Source organism: Pseudomonas soli (genome assembly GCF_021283165.2).
In the GTDB taxonomy this organism is placed as follows: domain Bacteria; phylum Pseudomonadota; class Gammaproteobacteria; order Pseudomonadales; family Pseudomonadaceae; genus Aquipseudomonas; species Aquipseudomonas soli.
In genome coordinates, this window is sequence record NZ_CP128543.1 from 535339 (window position 1) to 553938 (window position 18600).

General features: G+C 65.1%; 13 protein-coding genes and 1 tRNA gene. 10 read left to right on the plus strand and 4 right to left on the minus strand.

Translation table 11 applies throughout. The features are described 5' to 3' along the window. Window positions 1–51 precede the first annotated feature (51 nt). Window positions 52–2886 (minus strand): excinuclease ABC subunit UvrA, encoded by a 2835-nt coding sequence (gene uvrA / locus LU688_RS02390; RefSeq protein ID WP_177182944.1) that lies wholly within the window; start codon window positions 2884–2886, stop codon window positions 52–54. A gap of 129 nt (window positions 2887–3015) precedes the next feature. Here uvrA and LU688_RS02395 point away from each other — a divergent pair, with 129 nt between their 5' ends. Beyond that, complete coding sequence (locus tag LU688_RS02395; protein WP_023629919.1) at window positions 3016–4410, plus strand: MFS transporter; 1395 nt, start codon at window positions 3016–3018, stop codon at window positions 4408–4410. Window positions 4411–4419: 9 nt separating this feature from the next. Then, on the plus strand, window positions 4420–4968 hold the full coding sequence (locus LU688_RS02400) for a single-stranded DNA-binding protein (RefSeq protein WP_023629920.1): 549 nt from the start codon (window positions 4420–4422) through the stop codon (window positions 4966–4968). 88 nt (window positions 4969–5056) lie between these two features. On the opposite strand, the gene LU688_RS02405 is transcribed toward LU688_RS02400, so the two are convergent. Beyond that, window positions 5057–5551: a GlcG/HbpS family heme-binding protein gene (locus LU688_RS02405; RefSeq protein ID WP_232888212.1), complete on the minus strand. Its 495-nt coding sequence runs from the start codon at window positions 5549–5551 to the stop codon at window positions 5057–5059. A gap of 235 nt (window positions 5552–5786) precedes the next feature. Here LU688_RS02405 and fdnG point away from each other — a divergent pair, with 235 nt between their 5' ends. From fdnG to LU688_RS02440, 7 genes are all read left to right on the plus strand, one after another. Then, window positions 5787–8855 (plus strand): formate dehydrogenase-N subunit alpha, encoded by a 3069-nt coding sequence (fdnG, locus tag LU688_RS02410; RefSeq protein WP_143067575.1) that lies wholly within the window; start codon window positions 5787–5789, stop codon window positions 8853–8855. Beyond that, complete coding sequence (gene fdxH / locus LU688_RS02415; protein ID WP_038707246.1) at window positions 8855–9805, plus strand: formate dehydrogenase subunit beta; 951 nt, start codon at window positions 8855–8857, stop codon at window positions 9803–9805. The genes fdnG and fdxH overlap by 1 nt, the downstream gene beginning before the upstream one ends. After that, the gene (locus tag LU688_RS02420; RefSeq protein WP_094012322.1) at window positions 9802–10458 is read left to right on the plus strand and encodes a formate dehydrogenase subunit gamma; all 657 of its coding nucleotides are present in this window, start codon (window positions 9802–9804) and stop codon (window positions 10456–10458) included. The genes fdxH and LU688_RS02420 overlap by 4 nt, the downstream gene beginning before the upstream one ends. A 4-nt stretch (window positions 10459–10462) precedes the next feature. Continuing rightward, window positions 10463–11389: a formate dehydrogenase accessory protein FdhE gene (fdhE, locus tag LU688_RS02425; RefSeq protein ID WP_038707247.1), complete on the plus strand. Its 927-nt coding sequence runs from the start codon at window positions 10463–10465 to the stop codon at window positions 11387–11389. A 153-nt stretch (window positions 11390–11542) separates the two neighbouring features. Next, on the plus strand, window positions 11543–12970 hold the full coding sequence (gene selA / locus LU688_RS02430) for an L-seryl-tRNA(Sec) selenium transferase (protein WP_104444566.1): 1428 nt from the start codon (window positions 11543–11545) through the stop codon (window positions 12968–12970). Further along, the gene (gene selB / locus LU688_RS02435; protein ID WP_232888213.1) at window positions 12967–14889 is read left to right on the plus strand and encodes a selenocysteine-specific translation elongation factor; all 1923 of its coding nucleotides are present in this window, start codon (window positions 12967–12969) and stop codon (window positions 14887–14889) included. The genes selA and selB overlap by 4 nt, the downstream gene beginning before the upstream one ends. 6 nt (window positions 14890–14895) lie before the next feature. Then, window positions 14896–14991, plus strand: a tRNA-Sec gene (locus LU688_RS02440). Window positions 14992–15086: 95 nt separating this feature from the next. Here the strand turns inward: LU688_RS02440 and LU688_RS02445 are convergent. Together LU688_RS02445 and LU688_RS02450 are read right to left on the minus strand one after the other, a co-directional pair. Next, window positions 15087–16076, minus strand: a complete 990-nt coding sequence (locus tag LU688_RS02445) for an asparaginase (protein WP_038707250.1) — start codon at window positions 16074–16076, stop codon at window positions 15087–15089. 75 nt (window positions 16077–16151) lie between these two features. Beyond that, a complete protein-coding gene (locus LU688_RS02450) occupies window positions 16152–17594 on the minus strand; it encodes an alanine/glycine:cation symporter family protein (protein ID WP_094012319.1) in 1443 nt (480 codons plus the stop codon). Between the two features lie 181 nt (window positions 17595–17775). Here LU688_RS02450 and LU688_RS02455 point away from each other — a divergent pair, with 181 nt between their 5' ends. Next, the gene (locus LU688_RS02455; RefSeq protein ID WP_023632678.1) at window positions 17776–18588 is read left to right on the plus strand and encodes a helix-turn-helix domain-containing protein; all 813 of its coding nucleotides are present in this window, start codon (window positions 17776–17778) and stop codon (window positions 18586–18588) included. Window positions 18589–18600 lie beyond the last annotated feature (12 nt).

Below are 18600 nucleotides of genomic sequence, written 5' to 3' on the forward strand. Positions count from 1 at the left end.
AAGCCCCTGGCACCGATGGTACCAGGGGCTTTTTCATGTCGCCGGCGGCACTCAGGCCCGGTCACGCTCAAGCAGCGGCTTGAGGTAGTGGCCAGTGTACGACTGCTTCATCTTGCTCAGCTCCTCTGGGGTGCCACAGGCAATGATATGGCCGCCTTTGGACCCGCCTTCCGGCCCCAGGTCCACCAGCCAGTCGGCGGTCTTGATCACATCCAGATTGTGCTCGATCACCACCACGGTATTGCCGTGGTCACGCAGGCGGTGCAGTACATCCAGCAGTTGCTGGATGTCGGCGAAGTGCAGGCCAGTGGTGGGTTCGTCGAGGATGTACAGGGTCTTGCCAGTGTCGCGCTTGGACAGCTCGCGAGACAGCTTGACCCGCTGCGCTTCGCCGCCCGACAGCGTGGTCGCCGATTGCCCCAGCTTGATATACGACAGGCCCACATCCATCAGGGTCTGCAGCTTGCGCGCCAGGGCAGGTACTGCGTCGAAGAACTCGCGGGCATCCTCGATGGTCATTTCCAGCACTTCGTGGATGTTCTTGCCCTTGTACTTGATCTCCAGGGTCTCGCGGTTGTAACGCTTGCTCTTGCACACGTCGCACGGCACGTAGATGTCAGGCAGGAAGTGCATCTCGACCTTGATCAGGCCGTCGCCCTGGCAGGCCTCGCAGCGACCACCCTTGACGTTGAACGAGAAGCGCCCCGGACCGTATCCGCGCGAGCGCGATTCCGGCACGCCGGCGAACAGCTCGCGGATCGGCGTGAAGATGCCGGTGTATGTCGCGGGGTTCGACCGTGGCGTACGGCCGATCGGGCTTTGGTCGATATCGACCACCTTGTCCAGGTGCTGTAGGCCATCGACGCTGGCGTGCGGCGCCGCTTCCAGGCTGCTCGCGCCGTTGAGGGCGGTGGCGGCCAGGGGGAACAAGGTGTTGTTGATCAGCGTCGATTTGCCCGAGCCGGACACACCGGTCACGCAGGTCAGCAGGCCGATCGGCACTTCCAGGTCGACGTTCTGCAGGTTGTTGCCGCGCGCGCCCTTGAGTTTGAGCGACAGTTTCTTGTTGCGCGGGGTGCGCTTGGCCGGCACGACGATCTTCTTGCGCCCGGACAGGTATTTGCCGGTCAGCGAGTCGGGATGCGCCATCACCTCCTCGGGCGAGCCCTCGGCGACGATCTGCCCGCCATGCACACCAGCGCCCGGGCCGATGTCCACCACGTAGTCGGCCAGGCGGATGGCGTCCTCGTCGTGCTCGACCACGATCACCGTGTTACCGAGGTCGCGCAGGTGGTTGAGCGTCGCCAGCAAGCGGTCGTTATCGCGCTGGTGCAGGCCGATCGAGGGCTCGTCGAGGATGTACATCACGCCCACCAGGCCTGCGCCGATCTGGCTGGCCAGGCGGATGCGCTGGGCCTCGCCTCCAGACAGGGTATCGGCGCTGCGGTCGAGGGTGAGGTAGTCGAGGCCTACGTTGACCAGGAACTGCAGGCGCTCGCAGATCTCCTTGAGAATCTTCGCCGCGATCTCGCCACGCCGACCGGTGAGGGTCAGCGCGCCGAAGTAGTTGCTGGCTTCGCCGATCGGCAGGTTGGTCACTGCCGGCAGGGTCTTCTCGCCCACCCAGACATGGCGCGCTTCGCGGCGCAGGCGGGTGCCGCGGCAATCAGGGCAGGGCTGGGTGCCGAGGAACTTGGCCAGCTCTTCACGCACGGTGGCCGACTCGGTCTCGCGATAGCGACGCTCAAGGTTCGGCACGATGCCTTCGAACGGGTGCGAGCGCTTGACGATGTCGCCACGGTCGTTGAGGTACTTGAAGTCGACACTTTGCTTGCCACTGCCGTTCAGGATGACCTTCTGGTGCTCGGCGGACAGCTCGCCGAATGGTTCTTCCAGGCTGAAGCCGTAATGCGCGGCCAGCGAGCCGAGCATCTGGAAGTAATAGACGTTGCGCCGGTCCCAACCGCGAATCGCGCCTTCGGCCAAGGTCAGCTCGGCGTTGACCAGGCGCTTGGTGTCGAAGAACTGCTTGACCCCCAGGCCATCGCAGGTCGGGCAGGCGCCAGCCGGGTTATTGAAGGAGAACAGCTTCGGCTCCAGCTCGCTGATTGCATGGCCGCACACCGGGCAGGCGAAGCGCGCCGAGAAGATCACTTCTTCGCCTTCCTCGTCGTCCATCGGCGCCACCAGGGCGATGCCGTCGGCCAGCTTGAGCGCGGTCTCGAAGGACTCGGCCAGGCGCTGCTGCAGGTCGGCGCGGACCTTGAAGCGGTCTACCACCACATCGATGCTGTGTTTCTTTTGTTTGTCGAGCTTGGGCAACTCGTCGAGCTCGTAGAGCTTGCCGTTGACCCGGGCGCGTACGAAACCCTGGGCGCGCAGCTCGTCGAACACCGCCAAGTGCTCACCCTTGCGCTCGCGGATCACCGGCGCCAACAGCATCAGCTTGCTGCCTTCGGGCTTTTCCAGCACCAGGTCGACCATCTGGCTGATCGTTTGCGCCTCAAGCGGGATGTCATGGTCCGGGCAGCGCGGGGTGCCGACGCGGGCATAGAGCAGGCGCAGGTAGTCGTAGATCTCGGTAATGGTGCCGACGGTCGAGCGCGGGTTGTGCGAGGTCGACTTCTGCTCGATGGAGATGGCCGGCGACAATCCTTCGATGGTGTCGACGTCGGGCTTTTCCATCATCGACAGGAACTGCCGGGCATAGGCCGACAGCGACTCGACATAGCGTCGCTGGCCTTCGGCGTAAAGCGTGTCGAACGCCAGCGAGGACTTGCCGGACCCGGACAGGCCGGTGATCACGATCAGTTTGTCCCGGGGCAGGGTCAGGTCGATGTTCTTCAGGTTGTGGGTACGCGCCCCACGGATCAGGATCTTGTCCACTACGGCCTCGCTCGGCGGGCATAAACAAAGCAGTATACGGCGCGCTGCCAGTACGCGGCAAAGCGTCGCGTATATGCCGTCAAGGCGTCGGACTGTTAGAATCGCCGCCGGTTCACACGAGGTTAATCCATGCACGACACCCACAACGAGCGCATGAGTGGCAGCGAAACCCGCGCCGCGAGCGGCCTGGCCCTGGTCTTTGCCTTTCGTATGCTGGGCATGTTCATGGTGCTGCCGGTGCTGGCCACCTACGGCATGGACCTGGCCGGCGCCACACCGGCCCTGATCGGCCTGGCCATCGGCGCCTATGGTCTGACGCAAGCGGTGCTGCAGATTCCGTTCGGGGTGGTTTCCGACCGCATCGGTCGCCGACCGGTGATCTATGTGGGGCTGGTGATCTTCGCCCTGGGCAGTGTGCTGGCGGCCCAGGCCGACTCGATCTGGGGCGTTATCGCCGGGCGCATCCTGCAGGGCGCGGGGGCGATTTCCGCGGCGGTCATGGCGCTGTTGTCCGACCTGACCCGCGAACAGCACCGGACCAAGGCCATGGCCATGATCGGCATGAGCATCGGCTTGTCGTTCGCCGTGGCGATGGTGGTCGGCCCGCTGTTGACCCGCGCCTTTGGTTTGTCAGGATTATTCCTGGCCACTGCAGGACTTGCCCTGGTCGGCATCGCGCTGATCGCCTTCGTCGTGCCCAGCTCGCACAGTGTGCTGAGCCATCGCGAGTCCGGTGTCGCCCGCCAGGCCCTCGGCCCGACCCTGCGCAATCCGGACCTTCTGCGCCTGGACATCAGTATTTTCGTGCTGCACGCCATCCTGATGGCCAGCTTCGTGGCGCTGCCCCTGGCCTTCGTCGAGCGAGGCGGGCTGCCCAAGGAGCAGCACTGGTGGGTGTACCTGACCGCGCTGCTGGTTTCATTTTTTGCAATGATCCCCTTCATCATCTACGGGGAAAAGAAGCGCAAGATGAAACGCGTGTTGCTCGGCGCGGTCAGTGTCCTGCTGCTGGTGGAGGTGTTCTTCTGGCAGTGGGCTGACAACTTGCGCGGACTGGTGATCGGCACCGTGGTATTCTTTACTGCATTCAACCTGCTGGAGGCATCCTTGCCTTCGCTGGTCAGCAAGGTGTCGCCTGCCGGCGGCAAGGGCACGGCGATGGGGGTGTACTCCACCAGCCAGTTCCTTGGCGCGGCACTGGGTGGCATCCTCGGTGGCTGGTTGTTCCAGCACGGTGGCTTGAGCATGGTGTTCCTCGGCTGCGCTGGCTTGTGCGCCTTCTGGCTGCTGACGGCGTTGCGCATGAACGAGCCGCCGTACGTGACCAGCCTGCGCATGCCGCTGACGCCGGAAGCGGTCCGGGAAGCCGGGCTGACCGAGCGCCTGATGGCCGTGCCGGGTGTGACCGACGCTGTGGTGGTGGCAGAAGAAGCCGCCATCTATATCAAACTGGATACGAAAATTTTGGACCGTGCGACCCTCGAGCGTCTGGTGAACCCAGCCTCTGCGGCGTGCGAAGCCTAGGAGAACGTTATGGCCCGTGGGGTTAACAAAGTCATTCTGGTCGGTACCTGCGGTCAGGATCCCGAAGTCCGCTACCTGCCCAACGGTAACGCCGTGACCAACCTGAGCCTGGCCACCAGCGAGCAGTGGACCGACAAGCAGTCGGGCCAGAAGGTCGAGCGCACCGAGTGGCACCGTGTCTCGCTGTTCGGCAAGGTCGCCGAAATCGCCGGCGAATACCTGCGCAAGGGTTCGCAGTGCTACATCGAGGGCAAGCTGCAGACCCGCGAGTGGGAAAAGGACGGCATCAAGCGCTACACCACCGAGATCATCGTCGACATCAACGGCACCATGCAGCTGCTCGGCGGTCGTCCGCAGGGCCAGCAGGGCGGTGGCGACCAGTACAACCAGGGTGGTGGCAACAACTACAACCAGGGCGGTCAGCAGCAACAGTACAACCAGGCTCCGCGTCAGCAGGCCCAGCGCCCGCAACAAGCGCCGCAGCGCCCAGCGCCGCAACAGCCGGCTCCGCAGCCTGCCGCTGACTTCGACAGCTTCGACGACGATATTCCGTTCTGATCCTTGCCTGTGGGCACTAGGTGCCACAGGTGAACGGAGCTGTGACAAGAAACCCGCTTCAGGCATGAAGCGGGTTTCTTTTTGCCTGTCAGCTTTCTTCGAGCGCCGCCTGGGCAAACTGTGCATCAAGCTCTGGTGTTGCTCCGCTGATGCCTATACCGCCGATATGCCTGCCGTTCGCATCCATGATTGGCAACCCGCCTTCCAGCAAAGTGAAACCGGGCAGCGAAGCGTAGGGATTGGCTGGCAATCCGGCGCTGCGTTCACCCAGTGAGCGGGATGAAAGTGGAAAGCGTGCAGATGTAGCGGCTTTGAGCTGCGCTACCTGGACACTACCGCTGCTGGTGCCGTCCATGCGGTGGAAATGCTTCAGATTGCCGTGGTTGTCGACGATGCTGATGACGATGGCGAAGCCCTGGGCACGGGCGGCGCGCTCGGCGGCGGCGGCCAGGCTTCGAGCCTTCTCGGCGCTAATGGGCGAAATGGCAGGGGTGTCGGGCCGGTTGGGTGGGGCCGCCAGTGTGGGCGTTACGTGCATCGGGAGGGCGAGCAAGAGCCCGACCATGAAGTGTTTCGTGTTCATTCATACGTGCCTCGTCCATGTGGATTCAGCAACCTAGCAAGCAAAAGCTGGCTTGAGATGTAGTCCGTTTCTGATCGCAATGTGGGATTGCATTACCTTTCCATGATCCATGTCACCCCACTTCCCAGATTCTTGACTAGGCTTAACAGTTGGCGGTCTCTGTCCACCGCCACCGTGAAGTCCCTGAGGCGCCGGCCAAGTCCTGTGCGCCCAAGAACCTGATCAGGAGTGCACGATGGACCTCAACCGTCGGCAATTCTTCAAGGTCGCCGCCGTCGGCCTTGGAGGCTCGAGCCTCGCGGCGTTGGGCATGGCCCCGACCCCCGCGTTCGCCGAGCAGGTGCGCCACTTCAAGCTGGCGCACACCAAAGAAACCCGTAACACCTGCCCCTACTGCTCGGTCGGCTGCGGCCTGATCATGTACAGCCAGGGTGACGCGGGCAAGAACGTCAAACAGAACATCATCCATATCGAGGGCGACGCGGACCATCCGGTCAACCGCGGCACCCTATGCCCGAAAGGCGCGGGCCTGCTGGACTTTATCCACAGCCCGAGCCGCCTGCAGTACCCCGAGGTGCGCAAGCCGGGCAGCAACGAGTGGACCCGCATCGAGTGGGACGAAGCCCTCGACCGCATCGCCGACCTGATGAAACAGGACCGCGACGCCAACTTCATCGAGAAGAACGCCCAAGGCCAGACGGTCAACCGCTGGCTCACCACCGGGTTCCTTGCTGCGTCCGCCGCTTCCAGCGAAGCGGGCTACCTGACGCACAAGGTGGTCCGTGCAACCGGCATGCTGGGGTTCGATAACCAGGCGCGTGTCTGACACGGCCCGACGGTGGCAAGTCTTGCCCCGACGTATGGCCGTGGCGCGATGACCAATCACTGGTCTGATATCGCCAACGCAAATCTGGTCCTGGTGATGGGCGGCAACGCCGCTGAAGCGCACCCGTGCGGCTTCAAGTGGGTGACCGAAGCCAAGGCGCACAACAAGGCGCGGCTGATCGTGGTCGATCCGCGGTTCACCCGTACTGCCTCGGTGGCCGATTACTACGCGCCGATCCGTACCGGCAGCGACATCGCCTTCATGGGCGGGCTGATCAACTACCTGCTGAGCAACGACAAGATCCAGCACGAGTACGTGCGCAACTACACCGATGTGTCGTTCATCGTCAAAGAGAGCTATGGCTTCGAGGACGGGCTGTTCAGCGGCTACGACGCGGCCAAGCGCGTGTATGCCGACAAGTCCGGCTGGGGCTATGAGCTGGGCGAGGACGGTTTTGCCAAGGTCGACCCGACCCTGCAGCACCCGCGTTGCGTGTACCAGTTGATGAAGCAGCACTACAGCCGCTACACGCCGGAGCTGGCGAGCATGACCTGCGGCATGCCCCAGGACCAGATGATGAAAGTCTGGGAAGAGATCGCCACCTGCTCGGTGCCGGGCAAGACCATGACGATCCTCTATGCCCTGGGCTGGACCCAGCACTCGATCGGCGCGCAGATCATCCGCAGCGCGGCGATGGTGCAGTTGCTGCTGGGCAACGTCGGCATGCCCGGCGGCGGGGTCAACGCCCTGCGCGGGCACTCCAACATCCAGGGCCTGACCGACCTGGGCCTGCTGTCGAACTCGCTGCCGGGCTACCTCACGCTGGCCGGCGACGCCGAGCAGGATTACGCCACCTACATCGACAAGCGCGCCTCCAAGCCGTTGCGCCCGGGGCAGCTGTCGTACTGGCAGAACTACGGCAAGTTCCACGTCAGCCTGATGAAGGCCTGGTACGGCGCCAATGCCACGGCGGAGAACAACTGGGGCTATGACTGGCTGCCCAAGCTCGACGTGCCGGCCTACGACGTGCTGCGCATGTTCGAGATGATGGGCCAGGGCAAGGTCAACGGCTACATGTGCCAGGGCTTCAACCCGATCGCCGCGTTGCCGGACAAGAACCGCGTCACCGCCGCGCTGGCCAAGCTCAAGTGGCTGGTGATCATGGACCCGCTGGCCACCGAAACCTCCGAGTTCTGGCGCAACGCCGGCCCGTTCAACGACGTCGACACGGCCAACATCCAGACCGAGGTGATCCGCCTGCCCACCACCTGCTTCGCCGAAGAGGACGGTTCGCTGGTCAACAGCAGCCGCTGGCTGCAGTGGCACTGGAAGGGCGCCGATGGGCCGGGCCAGACCCGTACCGACGTGCACATCATGAGCGAGCTGTTCCTGCGCCTGCGCAAGCGCTACCAGGCCGAGGGCGGCGCCTATCCGGACCCGCTGCTCAACATCAGCTGGCCGTACAAGGTCCCTGAGGAGCCTTCGCCGGAAGAACTGGCCAAGGAGATGAACGGCTGGGCGGTCAGCGATCTCACCGACGCCACCGGCGCCACGCTCAAGGCCGGGCAACAGCTCGCCGGATTCGCCCAGCTGAAGGACGATGGCAGCACCGCCTCCGGTTGCTGGATCTTTGCCGGCAGCTGGACCGAGCAGGGCAACCAGATGGCCCGTCGCGACAACAGCGACCCCTATGGCATGCACCAGGTGCAGAACTGGGCCTGGGCCTGGCCGGCCAACCGCCGCATCCTCTACAACCGCGCCTCCAGCGACCCGCAGGGCAAACCGTGGGATCCGGAGAAGAAGCGCCTGGTGTGGTGGAACGGCAAGGCCTGGACCGGCACCGACGTGCCCGACTTCAAGGTCGACTCGCCGCCGGAAGCGGGGATGAACCCATTCATCATGAACCCTGAGGGCGTGGCGCGTTTCTTCGCCATCGACAAGATGGCCGAAGGGCCGTTCCCCGAGCATTACGAACCGTTCGAGACGCCGATCGGCATCAACCCGCTGCACCCGCAGAACAAGAAGGCCACCAGCAACCCGGCCGGGCGCATCTTCGATTCGGTGTGGGACACCTTGGGCACCCACGACGAGTTCCCCCATGCGGCGACCACCTACCGGCTGACCGAGCACTTCCACTTCTGGAGCAAGCATTGCCGGCTCAACGCCATCGCCCAGCCCGAGCAGTTCGTCGAGATCGGCGAGGTGCTGGCGAACGAGAAGGGCATCAAGGCCGGCGACCGGGTGCGGGTGTCGAGCAAGCGCGGGCATATTGACGCGGTGGCGGTGGTGACCAAGCGGATCCGTCCGCTGCAGGTCAACAACCAGACCGTGCACCAGATCGGCATCCCGTTGCATTGGGGGTTCACCGGCGCCACGCGACACGGTTACCTGACCAACACCCTGGTGCCGTTCCTCGGTGATGGCAACACGCAGACGCCGGAGTCCAAGTCGTTCCTCGTCAAAGTGGAGAAACTCTGATGGCCAGCCAAGACATCATTGCCCGCTCGGCCACCACCACCGTGCCGCCTTCGGTACGCCAGCAGCAGGAAGTCGCCAAGCTGATCGACACCACCAAGTGCATCGGCTGCAAGGCCTGCCAGGTGGCGTGCTCGGAGTGGAACGAACTGCGTGACGAGGTCGGCCACAACCATGGCACCTACGACAACCCTCAGGACCTCAGTGCCGAAACCTGGACCTTGATGCGTTTCACCGAGCATGAGCGCGACGACGGCAACCTGGAGTGGCTGATCCGCAAGGATGGCTGCATGCACTGCGCCGATCCGGGTTGTCTGAAAGCGTGCCCGAGCCCGGGGGCGATCATCAAGCATGCCAACGGTATCGTCGACTTCAACCAGGACCACTGCATCGGTTGCGGCTACTGCATCACCGGCTGCCCGTTCAACATCCCGCGCATTTCGCAGAAGGATCACAAGGCGTACAAGTGCACCCTGTGTTCCGACCGCGTGAGCGTGGGCCTGGAGCCGGCCTGCGTGAAGACCTGCCCGACCGGGGCGATCGTCTTCGGCAGCAAGGAGGAGATGAAGGTGCACGCCGACGAGCGCATCGTCGACCTGAAGTCGCGGGGCTACGACAACGCCGGGCTGTATGACCCGGACGGTGTCGGCGGCACCCACGTGATGTACGTGCTGCACCATGCCGACACACCGCGGATCTACGCCGGCCTGCCGGACCAACCGGTGATCAGCCCGCTGGTCGGGTTGTGGAAGGGCTTCAGCAAGCCGTTGGCGCTGCTGGCCATGGGCGCGGCGGTGCTGGCTGGGTTCTTCCACTACGTACGTGTCGGCCCGCAGCGGGTCGAGGAAGACGAGCATCCGGCACCTGTGGATAACGATGTCCACCAGGTGGACCCGGCGGTGCATGTCTATGATCCGAACCGCCCGGGCGGGCAGGGGGAGCAGCGGCCATGAACGACAACAAGCCTATCCTGCGCTACAACGCCAACGAGCGGAGCAACCACTGGATCGTCGCGATCCTGTTCGTGCTGGCCGGCCTGTCGGGGCTGGCGCTGTTCCACCCGGCGCTGTTCTGGCTCAGCCACCTGTTCGGCGGCGGGCCGTGGACACGGATCCTCCACCCGTTCATCGGCGTGGCGATGTTCGTGTTCTTCCTTGGCCTGGTATTGCGCTTCTGGCGCGCCAACTTCATCACCGCCAACGACCGCCTGTGGCTGCGCCGCATCGACCGGGTGATGCTCAACAAGGAAGAGGGCGTGCCGCCGATCGGCAAGTACAACGCCGGGCAGAAGCTGCTGTTCTGGACGTTGCTGGCGTGCATGCTGGTACTGCTGGTCAGTGGCGTGGTGATCTGGCGCGCGTATTTCAGCCATTGGTTCGGCATCGACGTCATTCGCCTGTCGGCGCTGCTGCATGCCCTGGCGGCGTTCGTGCTGATCCTCAGCATCATCGTGCACATCTACGCCGGGATCTGGATCAAGGGCTCGATCGGCGCCATGCTGCATGGCTGGGTCAGCCGCGCCTGGGCACGCAAGCACCATGAACTTTGGTACCGGGAAGTCACCGGCGAAAAGACGCCGCACAACCACGGTAGAAAAGAAGGATGAGCGTTTGAGCACGATTCTTGAACCAGGGCAGATCGAAGCGTCGGCGGTAATGCCGCCGTTCTTGCATCTGCCGCCCACCAACTTGTTCGCAGTGCGGGCCGAGCGCCTGGAGCACCTGGCCGAGGGCAATGCCCTTGGTGAGTACCTGCGTCTGGTCGCGCGGCTGTGCCGGATCCAGCAGCAGCTTGTGGATAACCCGCCCGGTGGCTTGCCGGTGGCCGAGGAGCGTCAGCGCCTTTGCGTAAGTCATGGCCTGCCACCCCTGGCAGCGGACGGCCTGGTGCGCGAAAGGCAGTGGCTGGTGTGGCTGCAAGCGCTGCTCGATCGCTGCGAGCCGGCGCCCGAAGGGCCACTGGCAGCGGCGCTGGGCAGCCTGCGCGAGAGTGGTGACGAGCAGCGCAAGGGCTGGGCCGTCGCGCTGCTCGGTGGCCAGTACGACGCCGTACCGGCGGCCTTGGTGCCCTTCTTGGGCGCGGCGTTGCAGGCCGCCTGGTCGAGCTGGTTGCTGGCGCTGCCAGAGCCTGAGCTCAAGCCTGGTGGCAGCCTGGCCCAGTGCCCGGCCTGCGGCTCGCCGGCCATGGCCGGTGTGGTGCGCAATCGTGGCAAGCACAACGGCCTGCGCTACCTGGCCTGTTCGCTGTGTGCCTGCGAATGGCATGTGGTGCGGGTCAAGTGCGTGTACTGCGAGTCGAGCAAGGACCTGCGCTACAGCAGCCTCGAGGATGACCGCCATGCACCGGGAAAGGCACCGCTACGCGCCGAGTGCTGTCCGGGGTGCCAGGGCTACCTGAAGCAGAGCTACCTGGAGAACGACGCGGCGGCCGAGCCGTTGGCCGATGACCTGGCGAGCCTGGCGCTGGACATGCGGCTGGACGAGGAGGGCTTCCATCGGCTGGCGCCGAACCTTATGTTGGCACCGGGTGGTGGGTGAGTGTCTACACTTCGCTATCGAGTTGCCCCCATCGCCGGCAAGCCGGCTCCCACAGGTACAGCGCAAGCCTCGAGTCTGGCGCTGGAGCTGTGGGAGCTGGCTTGCCAGCGATAGGGCCCGAACAGACAACGGATCAGTCACAGGTAGTACCGCATGTCTCCAAGCCCCGCCAGCGACACCCCACGCTTGCCCTCCATCGACACCCTGCTGCGCCATCCGGCCTGCCAGCCGCTGCTCGACCGTCATGGCCGCGACGCTACCCTGGCCACCCTGCGCCAGCTCCTCGACGACTTGCGCGAACCGGCTCGTCTGGGTCAGCTTGGTGCCGTGGAACTGAGCGCCGACGTCCTGCTCGGCCGCACGGGCGAGCGCCTGGCCATCCAGCAACGCAGCCAGGTGCGCCGGGTCTTCAACCTCACCGGCACGGTACTGCACACCAACCTCGGCCGCGCCTTGCTGCCGGAGGAGGCGGTGGAGGCGATGCAGGTCGCTGCCCGCTATCCGCTGAACCTAGAGTTCGACCTGGCCACCGGCAAGCGGGGTGACCGCGACGACCTGATCGAAGGCCTGATCCGCGAGCTGACCGGCGCCGAAGCCGTCACCGTGGTCAACAACAATGCCGCCGCCGTGCTGCTGGCGCTCAACAGCCTGGGCGCACGCAAGGAGGGCATCATCTCCCGCGGCGAGCTGATCGAGATCGGCGGTGCGTTCCGCATCCCCGACATCATGGCCCGCGCCGGGGTCAAGCTGCACGAGATCGGCACCACCAACCGCACCCACGCCCGCGACTACGAAGGCGCGATCAACCCGCGTACCGGCCTGCTGATGCGTGTGCATTGCAGCAACTACAGCATCCAGGGCTTCACCACCCAGGTACCCACCGCCGAGCTGGCGCGCATCGCCCACGACCATCAGTTGCCGCTGCTCGAAGACCTGGGCAGCGGCAGCCTGCTCGACCTGACCCGCTGGGGCCTGCCGGCCGAGCCGACGGTGCGCCAGGCGCTGGCCGACGGCGCCGACATCGTCACCTTCAGCGGCGACAAGCTGCTGGGGGGGCCGCAGGCGGGGATCATCGTCGGGCGCAAGGAACTGATCGCGAAGATCAAGAAGAACCCGCTCAAGCGTGCCCTGCGGGTCGACAAGATTACCCTTGCCGCGTTGGAGGCGGTGCTGCAGCTCTATCGCAACCCCGATCGCCTGGCTGACCGCCTGCCCAGCCTGCGCCTGCTGACCCGTGCGCAAGCCGAGATCGCCGCCCAGGCCGAGCGTCTGGCGCCTGAGTTGGCTGCTCGTCTCGGCGCGCAATGGGTGGTGAGCGTCGAGCCGGCCCTGGGCATGATCGGCAGCGGCAGCCAGCCGGTGGCGCGGCTGCCCAGCGCGGCGCTGTGCCTGCGCCCGCAGGTGTCGAAGAAACTGCGCGGGCGTAGCTTGCATGTGCTGGAGCGCGCGTTGCGCGACCTGCCGGTGCCGGTGCTCGGGCGTATCGACGACGATGCCCTGTGGCTCGACCTGCGCCAGCTGGACGACGAGGCCCAGTGGCTGGCGCAACTGCCGGCGTTGCAACTGGGGCCGGTGCAGTGATTGTCGGGACTGCCGGCCACATCGACCATGGCAAGACCGCGCTGCTCCAGGCCCTGACCGGCCAGGCCGGCGACACCCGCCGGGAGGAGCGCGACCGGGGCATGACCATCGACCTCGGTTATCGCTACGCGGCGCTGACGGAAGGAGCGCCGCTGACCGGTTTCATCGATGTGCCGGGCCACGAGCGGTTTATCCACAACATGCTGGCCGGTGCCCATGGCATCGACCTGGTACTGCTGGTGGTAGCTGCTGACGATGGGGTGATGCCACAGACCCGTGAGCACCTCTCGATCATCGAGTTGCTGGGCATTCCCCAGGCGTTGGTGGTGATCAGCAAGTGCGACCGGGTCGAGCCGTCGCGGTTGAGCGAAGTCCGGGCCCAGGTCACCGAACTGCTCGCGCCCGGCCCCTTCGCCGGGGCTAGGCAGTTTGCGGTTTCGAGCCTGTCCGGCGAGGGGATCGACGCCCTGCGCGAGGCTTTGCTGGCGGCTGAAGCGCATGTTCGCCAGCGCAGCGTGCGTGGCGGTTTCCGCCTGGCGGTAGACCGGGCTTTCGCGGTTTCCGGAGCGGGAGTTGTGGTCACCGGCACGGCGCTGGCCGGGCAGGTCAGCGTCGGTGATACCTTGCTGCTGGGCAAGGCCGGCAAAGCGGTGCGGGTGCGTGGCCTGCATGCCCAGAACCAGGCGGCCCTGGTCGCCGCAGCCGGGCAGCGGGTGGCCTTGAACATCAGCGCGGAAAAGCTTTCGGCCGAGCAGGTGCATCGTGGCGACTGGCTTGTGCCGCAGTGGCTGCATGCGCCCAGCGTGCGGGTCGATATCGACTTCACCCTGCTGCCGGGCGAAACCCGCACCTTCGAGCATTTCAGCGCGGTGCACGTGCACCTGGGCACCCAGGATGTCACCGCCCGGGTTGCCTTGCTCGAAGGTGAACGGCTCGCCGCCGGCCAGCGCATGTTCGCCCAGTTGCTGCTCAATGCCCCGCTGCAGGCGGTGCATGGGGATCGCCTGGTACTGCGTGACCAACGCGCCCAGTGCACGCTGGGTGGTGGGCGTGTGCTCGACCCGTTCGCCCCGAGTCGGCAACGGCGCAGCGAGGCGCGCTTGCGTCAGTTGCAGGTGCTGCGCGAAGCCGACAATCTCGAGCAAGCGCTGTCGGCCCTGCTCGAGGCGGCCCCCGGCGGTCTCGAGCCCCGGCGTCTGGAGCGCCAGTTCAACCGCCTGCGCGAGACCTGGCAGTTGCCGGATTCGGTGCTGGTGATTGCCACCCGTCAAGGTCAGCTGTTGTTCGATCGCTTACAGTGGCAGGCACTCAAGCGACAGGTGCTGGAGCGTCTGGCGCAGTTCCATGAGCAGGAACCTGACCAGCTTGGCCCGGACCGGGATCGCTTGCGCCGCTTTACCGCCTTGCCATTGGAGCGCCCCGCGTTTGTCAGCTTGCTGGATGAGTTGCTGGGCGCAGGTGCGATCAGCAGCAGTGGCCCATGGCTGCACCTGCCGGACCACCGGGTCCAGTTGAGCGACGCGGACAACGCGTTGTGGGAGCGGCTGTTGCCGCGCCTGTTGGCAGGTGAGTTCGACCCGCCCTGGGTAAGGACCCTGGCCGGCGAGGAGGGCTGCGAAGAGGCTGATGTCCGGCTGTTGTTGCGCAAGCTGGCCCGATTGGGCGTTGTGCATCAGGTGGTGCGTGACCTGTTCTACCCGGAGACGACGCTCAGGCGCATGGCAGAGCTGCTGTTGCGCCAGGCCGCGACATCGACGATAGTGCAGGTCGCGGCGTTTCGCGATGGTTTGGCCATCGGTCGCAAGCGCAGTGTGCAGATTCTCGAGTATTTCGACCGCGTTGGCTTGACCCGACGAGTTGGCGACCTGCGTCATATTCGCGTCGACAGCGCCCTGGCCCAACCGCAACACGGGCCCTGATTTCAAGGAAGGCAATCGCGCCCGGTGGCGCGGCCGGGCTTCAAACCCGGTTGGGGACGGCAGCCGTTCCCGGGCAGGTTCGACTCCCGCTGCCTTCCGCCACTTTTCCAGATGCTGAAACCATCGCGGGGCAAGCCCGCTCCCACGGATTTGTGGGAGCGGGCTTGCCCCGCGATGGCGAACGGAAGATCTGCGAGTCAGGCGCGCTCGCCGCACAGGTCCAGCGCGAACCAGTGCTCCGCCGCCTGTACATCCAGCCCCGAGCCCAGCAACGCGAACAGCTTGCCCAGCGCCGCCTCGCGGGTCATGCCGCCGCCACTGACCAGCCCGGTGTCGCGCAGGCGGCTGCCGGCGGCGTAGGTGTCGAACACCACCGAGCCTTCCGGGCACTGGCTGATGGCAACGATCATCACGCCACCCTGGCGGGCGTCGTGCAGCGCGTCGAGCAGCGCCTGGTCATCCGACGGGCCGGTGCCGCTGCCGTAGCACTCCAGCACCAGGCCCTGGATGCCGCTGTCGAACAGGCCGCGCAGGTGTTCGGCCGCAAGGCCCGGGAACACCGGCATGACCGCCAGCTTGACCGGCTGGCGTGGCTGGCGGTAGTCCAGGCGGGTTGGCAGTTCCGCGGCACGCTCGCCATCACGATGGCGCGGCAGCACGGTGAAGGCGTCGAACGCCTCGCTGCGCAGTTTCGAGGCGCGGCAGCCGTGCAGCAACTGGCCATGGAAATACAGCTGCACGCCGTCTTCCAGCCCGTTTTCGAACAGATTGAGCGCGCCGACCAGGTTGGCCCAGGCATCGCTGTCCGGCGCGCCGGCCGGCAGCATCGAGCCGGTAAGCAGCACCGGCACCGGCAGGCCCAGCAGCAGGAACGACAGGGCAGCGGCGCTGTACGCCAGGGTGTCGGTGCCATGCAGCACCAGCACGCCGTCATGCCCGTCGCGTTCGACCGCCTCGACGATGGCATCGCGCATCGCCAGCCAGTTGGCCTGTTGCATGTTGGCGCTGTCGATCAGCGGATTGAGTTCACGCAGCGCCCATTGCACCTTGGGCGCATCGCCGCAGGCGGCAAAGTGTTCGCGCATGCGCGCTTCGAAGCCACCGGCCGGCGCGAGGCCTTCGGCGGTCTGCAGCATGCCGATGGTGCCACCGGTGTATAGGACAAGCAGATTCTTGACTGCACGCATGGAAGTATTCCGTAGCGATGTAGCGAAAGAAAGAGACAACCGCCCCGGGCGGGGCGGTTGTGGCAGGGCAGGGTATCAGTGCTGCGCTGACGCCGGGGCGGCGGCTTTGTCAGCGGCTGTTTCAGCCTGCGGGTTGGCCGGCCAGGCGGCGCGGTCCAGGTCCAGGTCGGCGAACTTGCTGGAGTCGAACACCGGCTGCTTGATGCCCGCCTTGCGTTGTGCGTCGTAGTCGCGCATCACGCGCAGGCCGACCTTGAACAGCATGGCCAGGGCGATCAGGTTGACGAAGGCCAGGCAGGTCATGGTGATGTCGGCGAAGGCGAACACGGTCGACAGGTCCTGGGTCGAACCCCACACCACCAGCGCCAGCACCAGGCCACGGAAGGTCATCAGCACGGCACGGTTGCGGCTGAGGAACTGCAGGCTGTTCTCGCCCAGGTAGTAGTTGTAGAGAATGCAGGTGAAGACGAACAGCGACAGCGCGACGCTGACGAAGATGCGGCCCCAGTCACCGACCACGGCGGCCAGCGAGTTCTGGGTCAGGACGATGCCGTCACCTTCGAAGCCCGGGGTGTAGAAGCCCGACAGCAGGATCAGCAGCGCGGTGCAGGTGCAGATCACGAAGGTGTCGAGGAACACGCTGAAGGCCTGGACCACGCCCTGGGCGCCCGGGTGCTTCACGGCAGCCACGGCGGCCACGTTCGGTGCGCTGCCCAGGCCCGCTTCGTTGGCGAACACGCCACGCTTCACGCCCATGACGATGGCGCTGCCGAGCAGGCCGCCGAACGCCGGGTCGAGGCCGAAGGCGCTCTTGAAGATGGTTTCCAGCATGGCTGGCACGTGTTCGATCTGGGTGCCGATCACGTACAGGGTCACGCCGATGTAGGCCAGGGTCTTGACCGGTACCAGCAGGTCGGACACTGCGGCGATGCGCTTGATGCCGCCGATGAAGGTGATGGCCAGCAGCACGGCGAGGACGATGCCGGTCTGCTTGGGATCGAAGGCGAAGGCGTTCTGCAGCGAGTGGGTCACGGTGTACGACTGCAGGCCGATGAAGGCGAAGCCGTAGGTGACCAGCAGCAGGATCGAGAACACGATGGCCATGCTTTTCAGCTTCAGGCCGTGCTGGATGTAGTACGCCGGGCCGCCGCGGTACAGGCCGTCGCCGTCGGCGCGCTTGTAGACCTGGGCCAGGGTGCATTCGAAGAAGCTGCTGGACATGCCCACCAGTGCGGTGACCCACATCCAGAACACGGCGCCTGGGCCGCCGAGGGTCACGGCGATACCGACACCGGCGATGTTACCGGCGCCGACGCGGCCGGCGAGGCTCAGCATCAGGGCCTGGAACGAGCTCAGTTGGCCTGCCTGGCCGCGAAGGGATTCCTTGAAGACGCCGAACATGTGGCCGAAGTGACGGAACTGGACGAACCGCGAGCGGATGGTGAAGTAACCGCCGAGTCCGACGATCAGCACGATGAGGAGTTTCCCCGAAAGGAAATCGTTGAGTGCTTCGAGCATTGGAAAATGACCTCGATTCTTATTCTTCGCGTGGAAAGACCAGCGGACGGCAGGCGCACCGCTATTCATTGGGGGCGCATGGTTGGCCATGACAACTATGGTTACAATTTCGCGGGTTGCTCCATTTTGGTGCGAGTTGATGCTAGAATGACGCCACTCGCATCACCTGGACCCGCGTATCATGGGCGATCATTTCGCTATCAACCTCAAATTGGCCTGCAGCCATTACCGCTCTATCTCCGAGGTTTGCCGGCAGCTGTCGATCAACCGGGCGCAGTTCAACAAGTACCTGAGCGGCCAGAGCCGTCCGACGGCCTACAACCTAAAGCGCATCGGCGACTTCTTCGGTGTGGAGGACTACGAGCTGGGCCTGCCGCCCGAGCAGTTCGCCCGCCTGATCGGCGCACGCAACCAGCAGCAGCCTGTCGGCCCCCAGGACGACCCCATCAGCGAGCTGTTCAAGCCACTGCATAAAGAAGCCGGCAACCTCTCGCGCTATTGCGGCTACTACTTCGAATACTCCAACTGCATGTCGGTGCCCGGTTCGATCCTGGTGTCGCTGGTGCACCTGTGGGAGGAGCGCGGCAGTTTCCTGTTCGAGCGCCAGGAACGCCAGGAGCGCAGCAGCGGCCTCGACCGGCATGCCGAGGTGCGCTGCCGCTACCTGGGTGCGGCGTTCCAGCTGCAGGACCGGATGTTCCTGATCGACTACGAGTCGCTGACCCTCAACGAGATGAGCCAGACCGTGCTCATCCCCAGCTTCAAGAGCCGTATCAGCCGCCTGAACGGCCTCAAGACCGGGGTTTCCAGCGGTGACCGGCGCAACCCGGCCTGCACCCGCGTGGTGTGGGAATACCTGGGCGAGGAGATCAACCGCATCAACGCCTTCCGCCAGATCAAGCTTTACCGCCCGGACGATCCGCGCATCGACGACGATATCCGCGACCGCCTCAGTGCGGGGATGATCAGCAACGGGTTGTTCGAGATCGAGTGAATCAACGTTGAT

Coding starts and splice junctions, on each gene's coding strand:
- LU688_RS02400 (WP_023629920.1), top strand. CDS start 4,420: ATGGCCCGTGGGGTTAACAAAGTCATTCTGGTCGGTACCTGCGGTCAG.
- fdxH (WP_038707246.1), top strand. CDS start 8,855: ATGGCCAGCCAAGACATCATTGCCCGCTCGGCCACCACCACCGTGCCG.
- LU688_RS02405 (WP_232888212.1), bottom strand. CDS start 5,551: ATGAACACGAAACACTTCATGGTCGGGCTCTTGCTCGCCCTCCCGATG.
- LU688_RS02445 (WP_038707250.1), bottom strand. CDS start 16,076: ATGCGTGCAGTCAAGAATCTGCTTGTCCTATACACCGGTGGCACCATC.
- LU688_RS02455 (WP_023632678.1), top strand. CDS start 17,776: ATGGGCGATCATTTCGCTATCAACCTCAAATTGGCCTGCAGCCATTAC.
- selA (WP_104444566.1), top strand. CDS start 11,543: ATGTCTCCAAGCCCCGCCAGCGACACCCCACGCTTGCCCTCCATCGAC.
- LU688_RS02395 (WP_023629919.1), top strand. CDS start 3,016: ATGCACGACACCCACAACGAGCGCATGAGTGGCAGCGAAACCCGCGCC.
- LU688_RS02420 (WP_094012322.1), top strand. CDS start 9,802: ATGAACGACAACAAGCCTATCCTGCGCTACAACGCCAACGAGCGGAGC.
- LU688_RS02450 (WP_094012319.1), bottom strand. CDS start 17,594: ATGCTCGAAGCACTCAACGATTTCCTTTCGGGGAAACTCCTCATCGTG.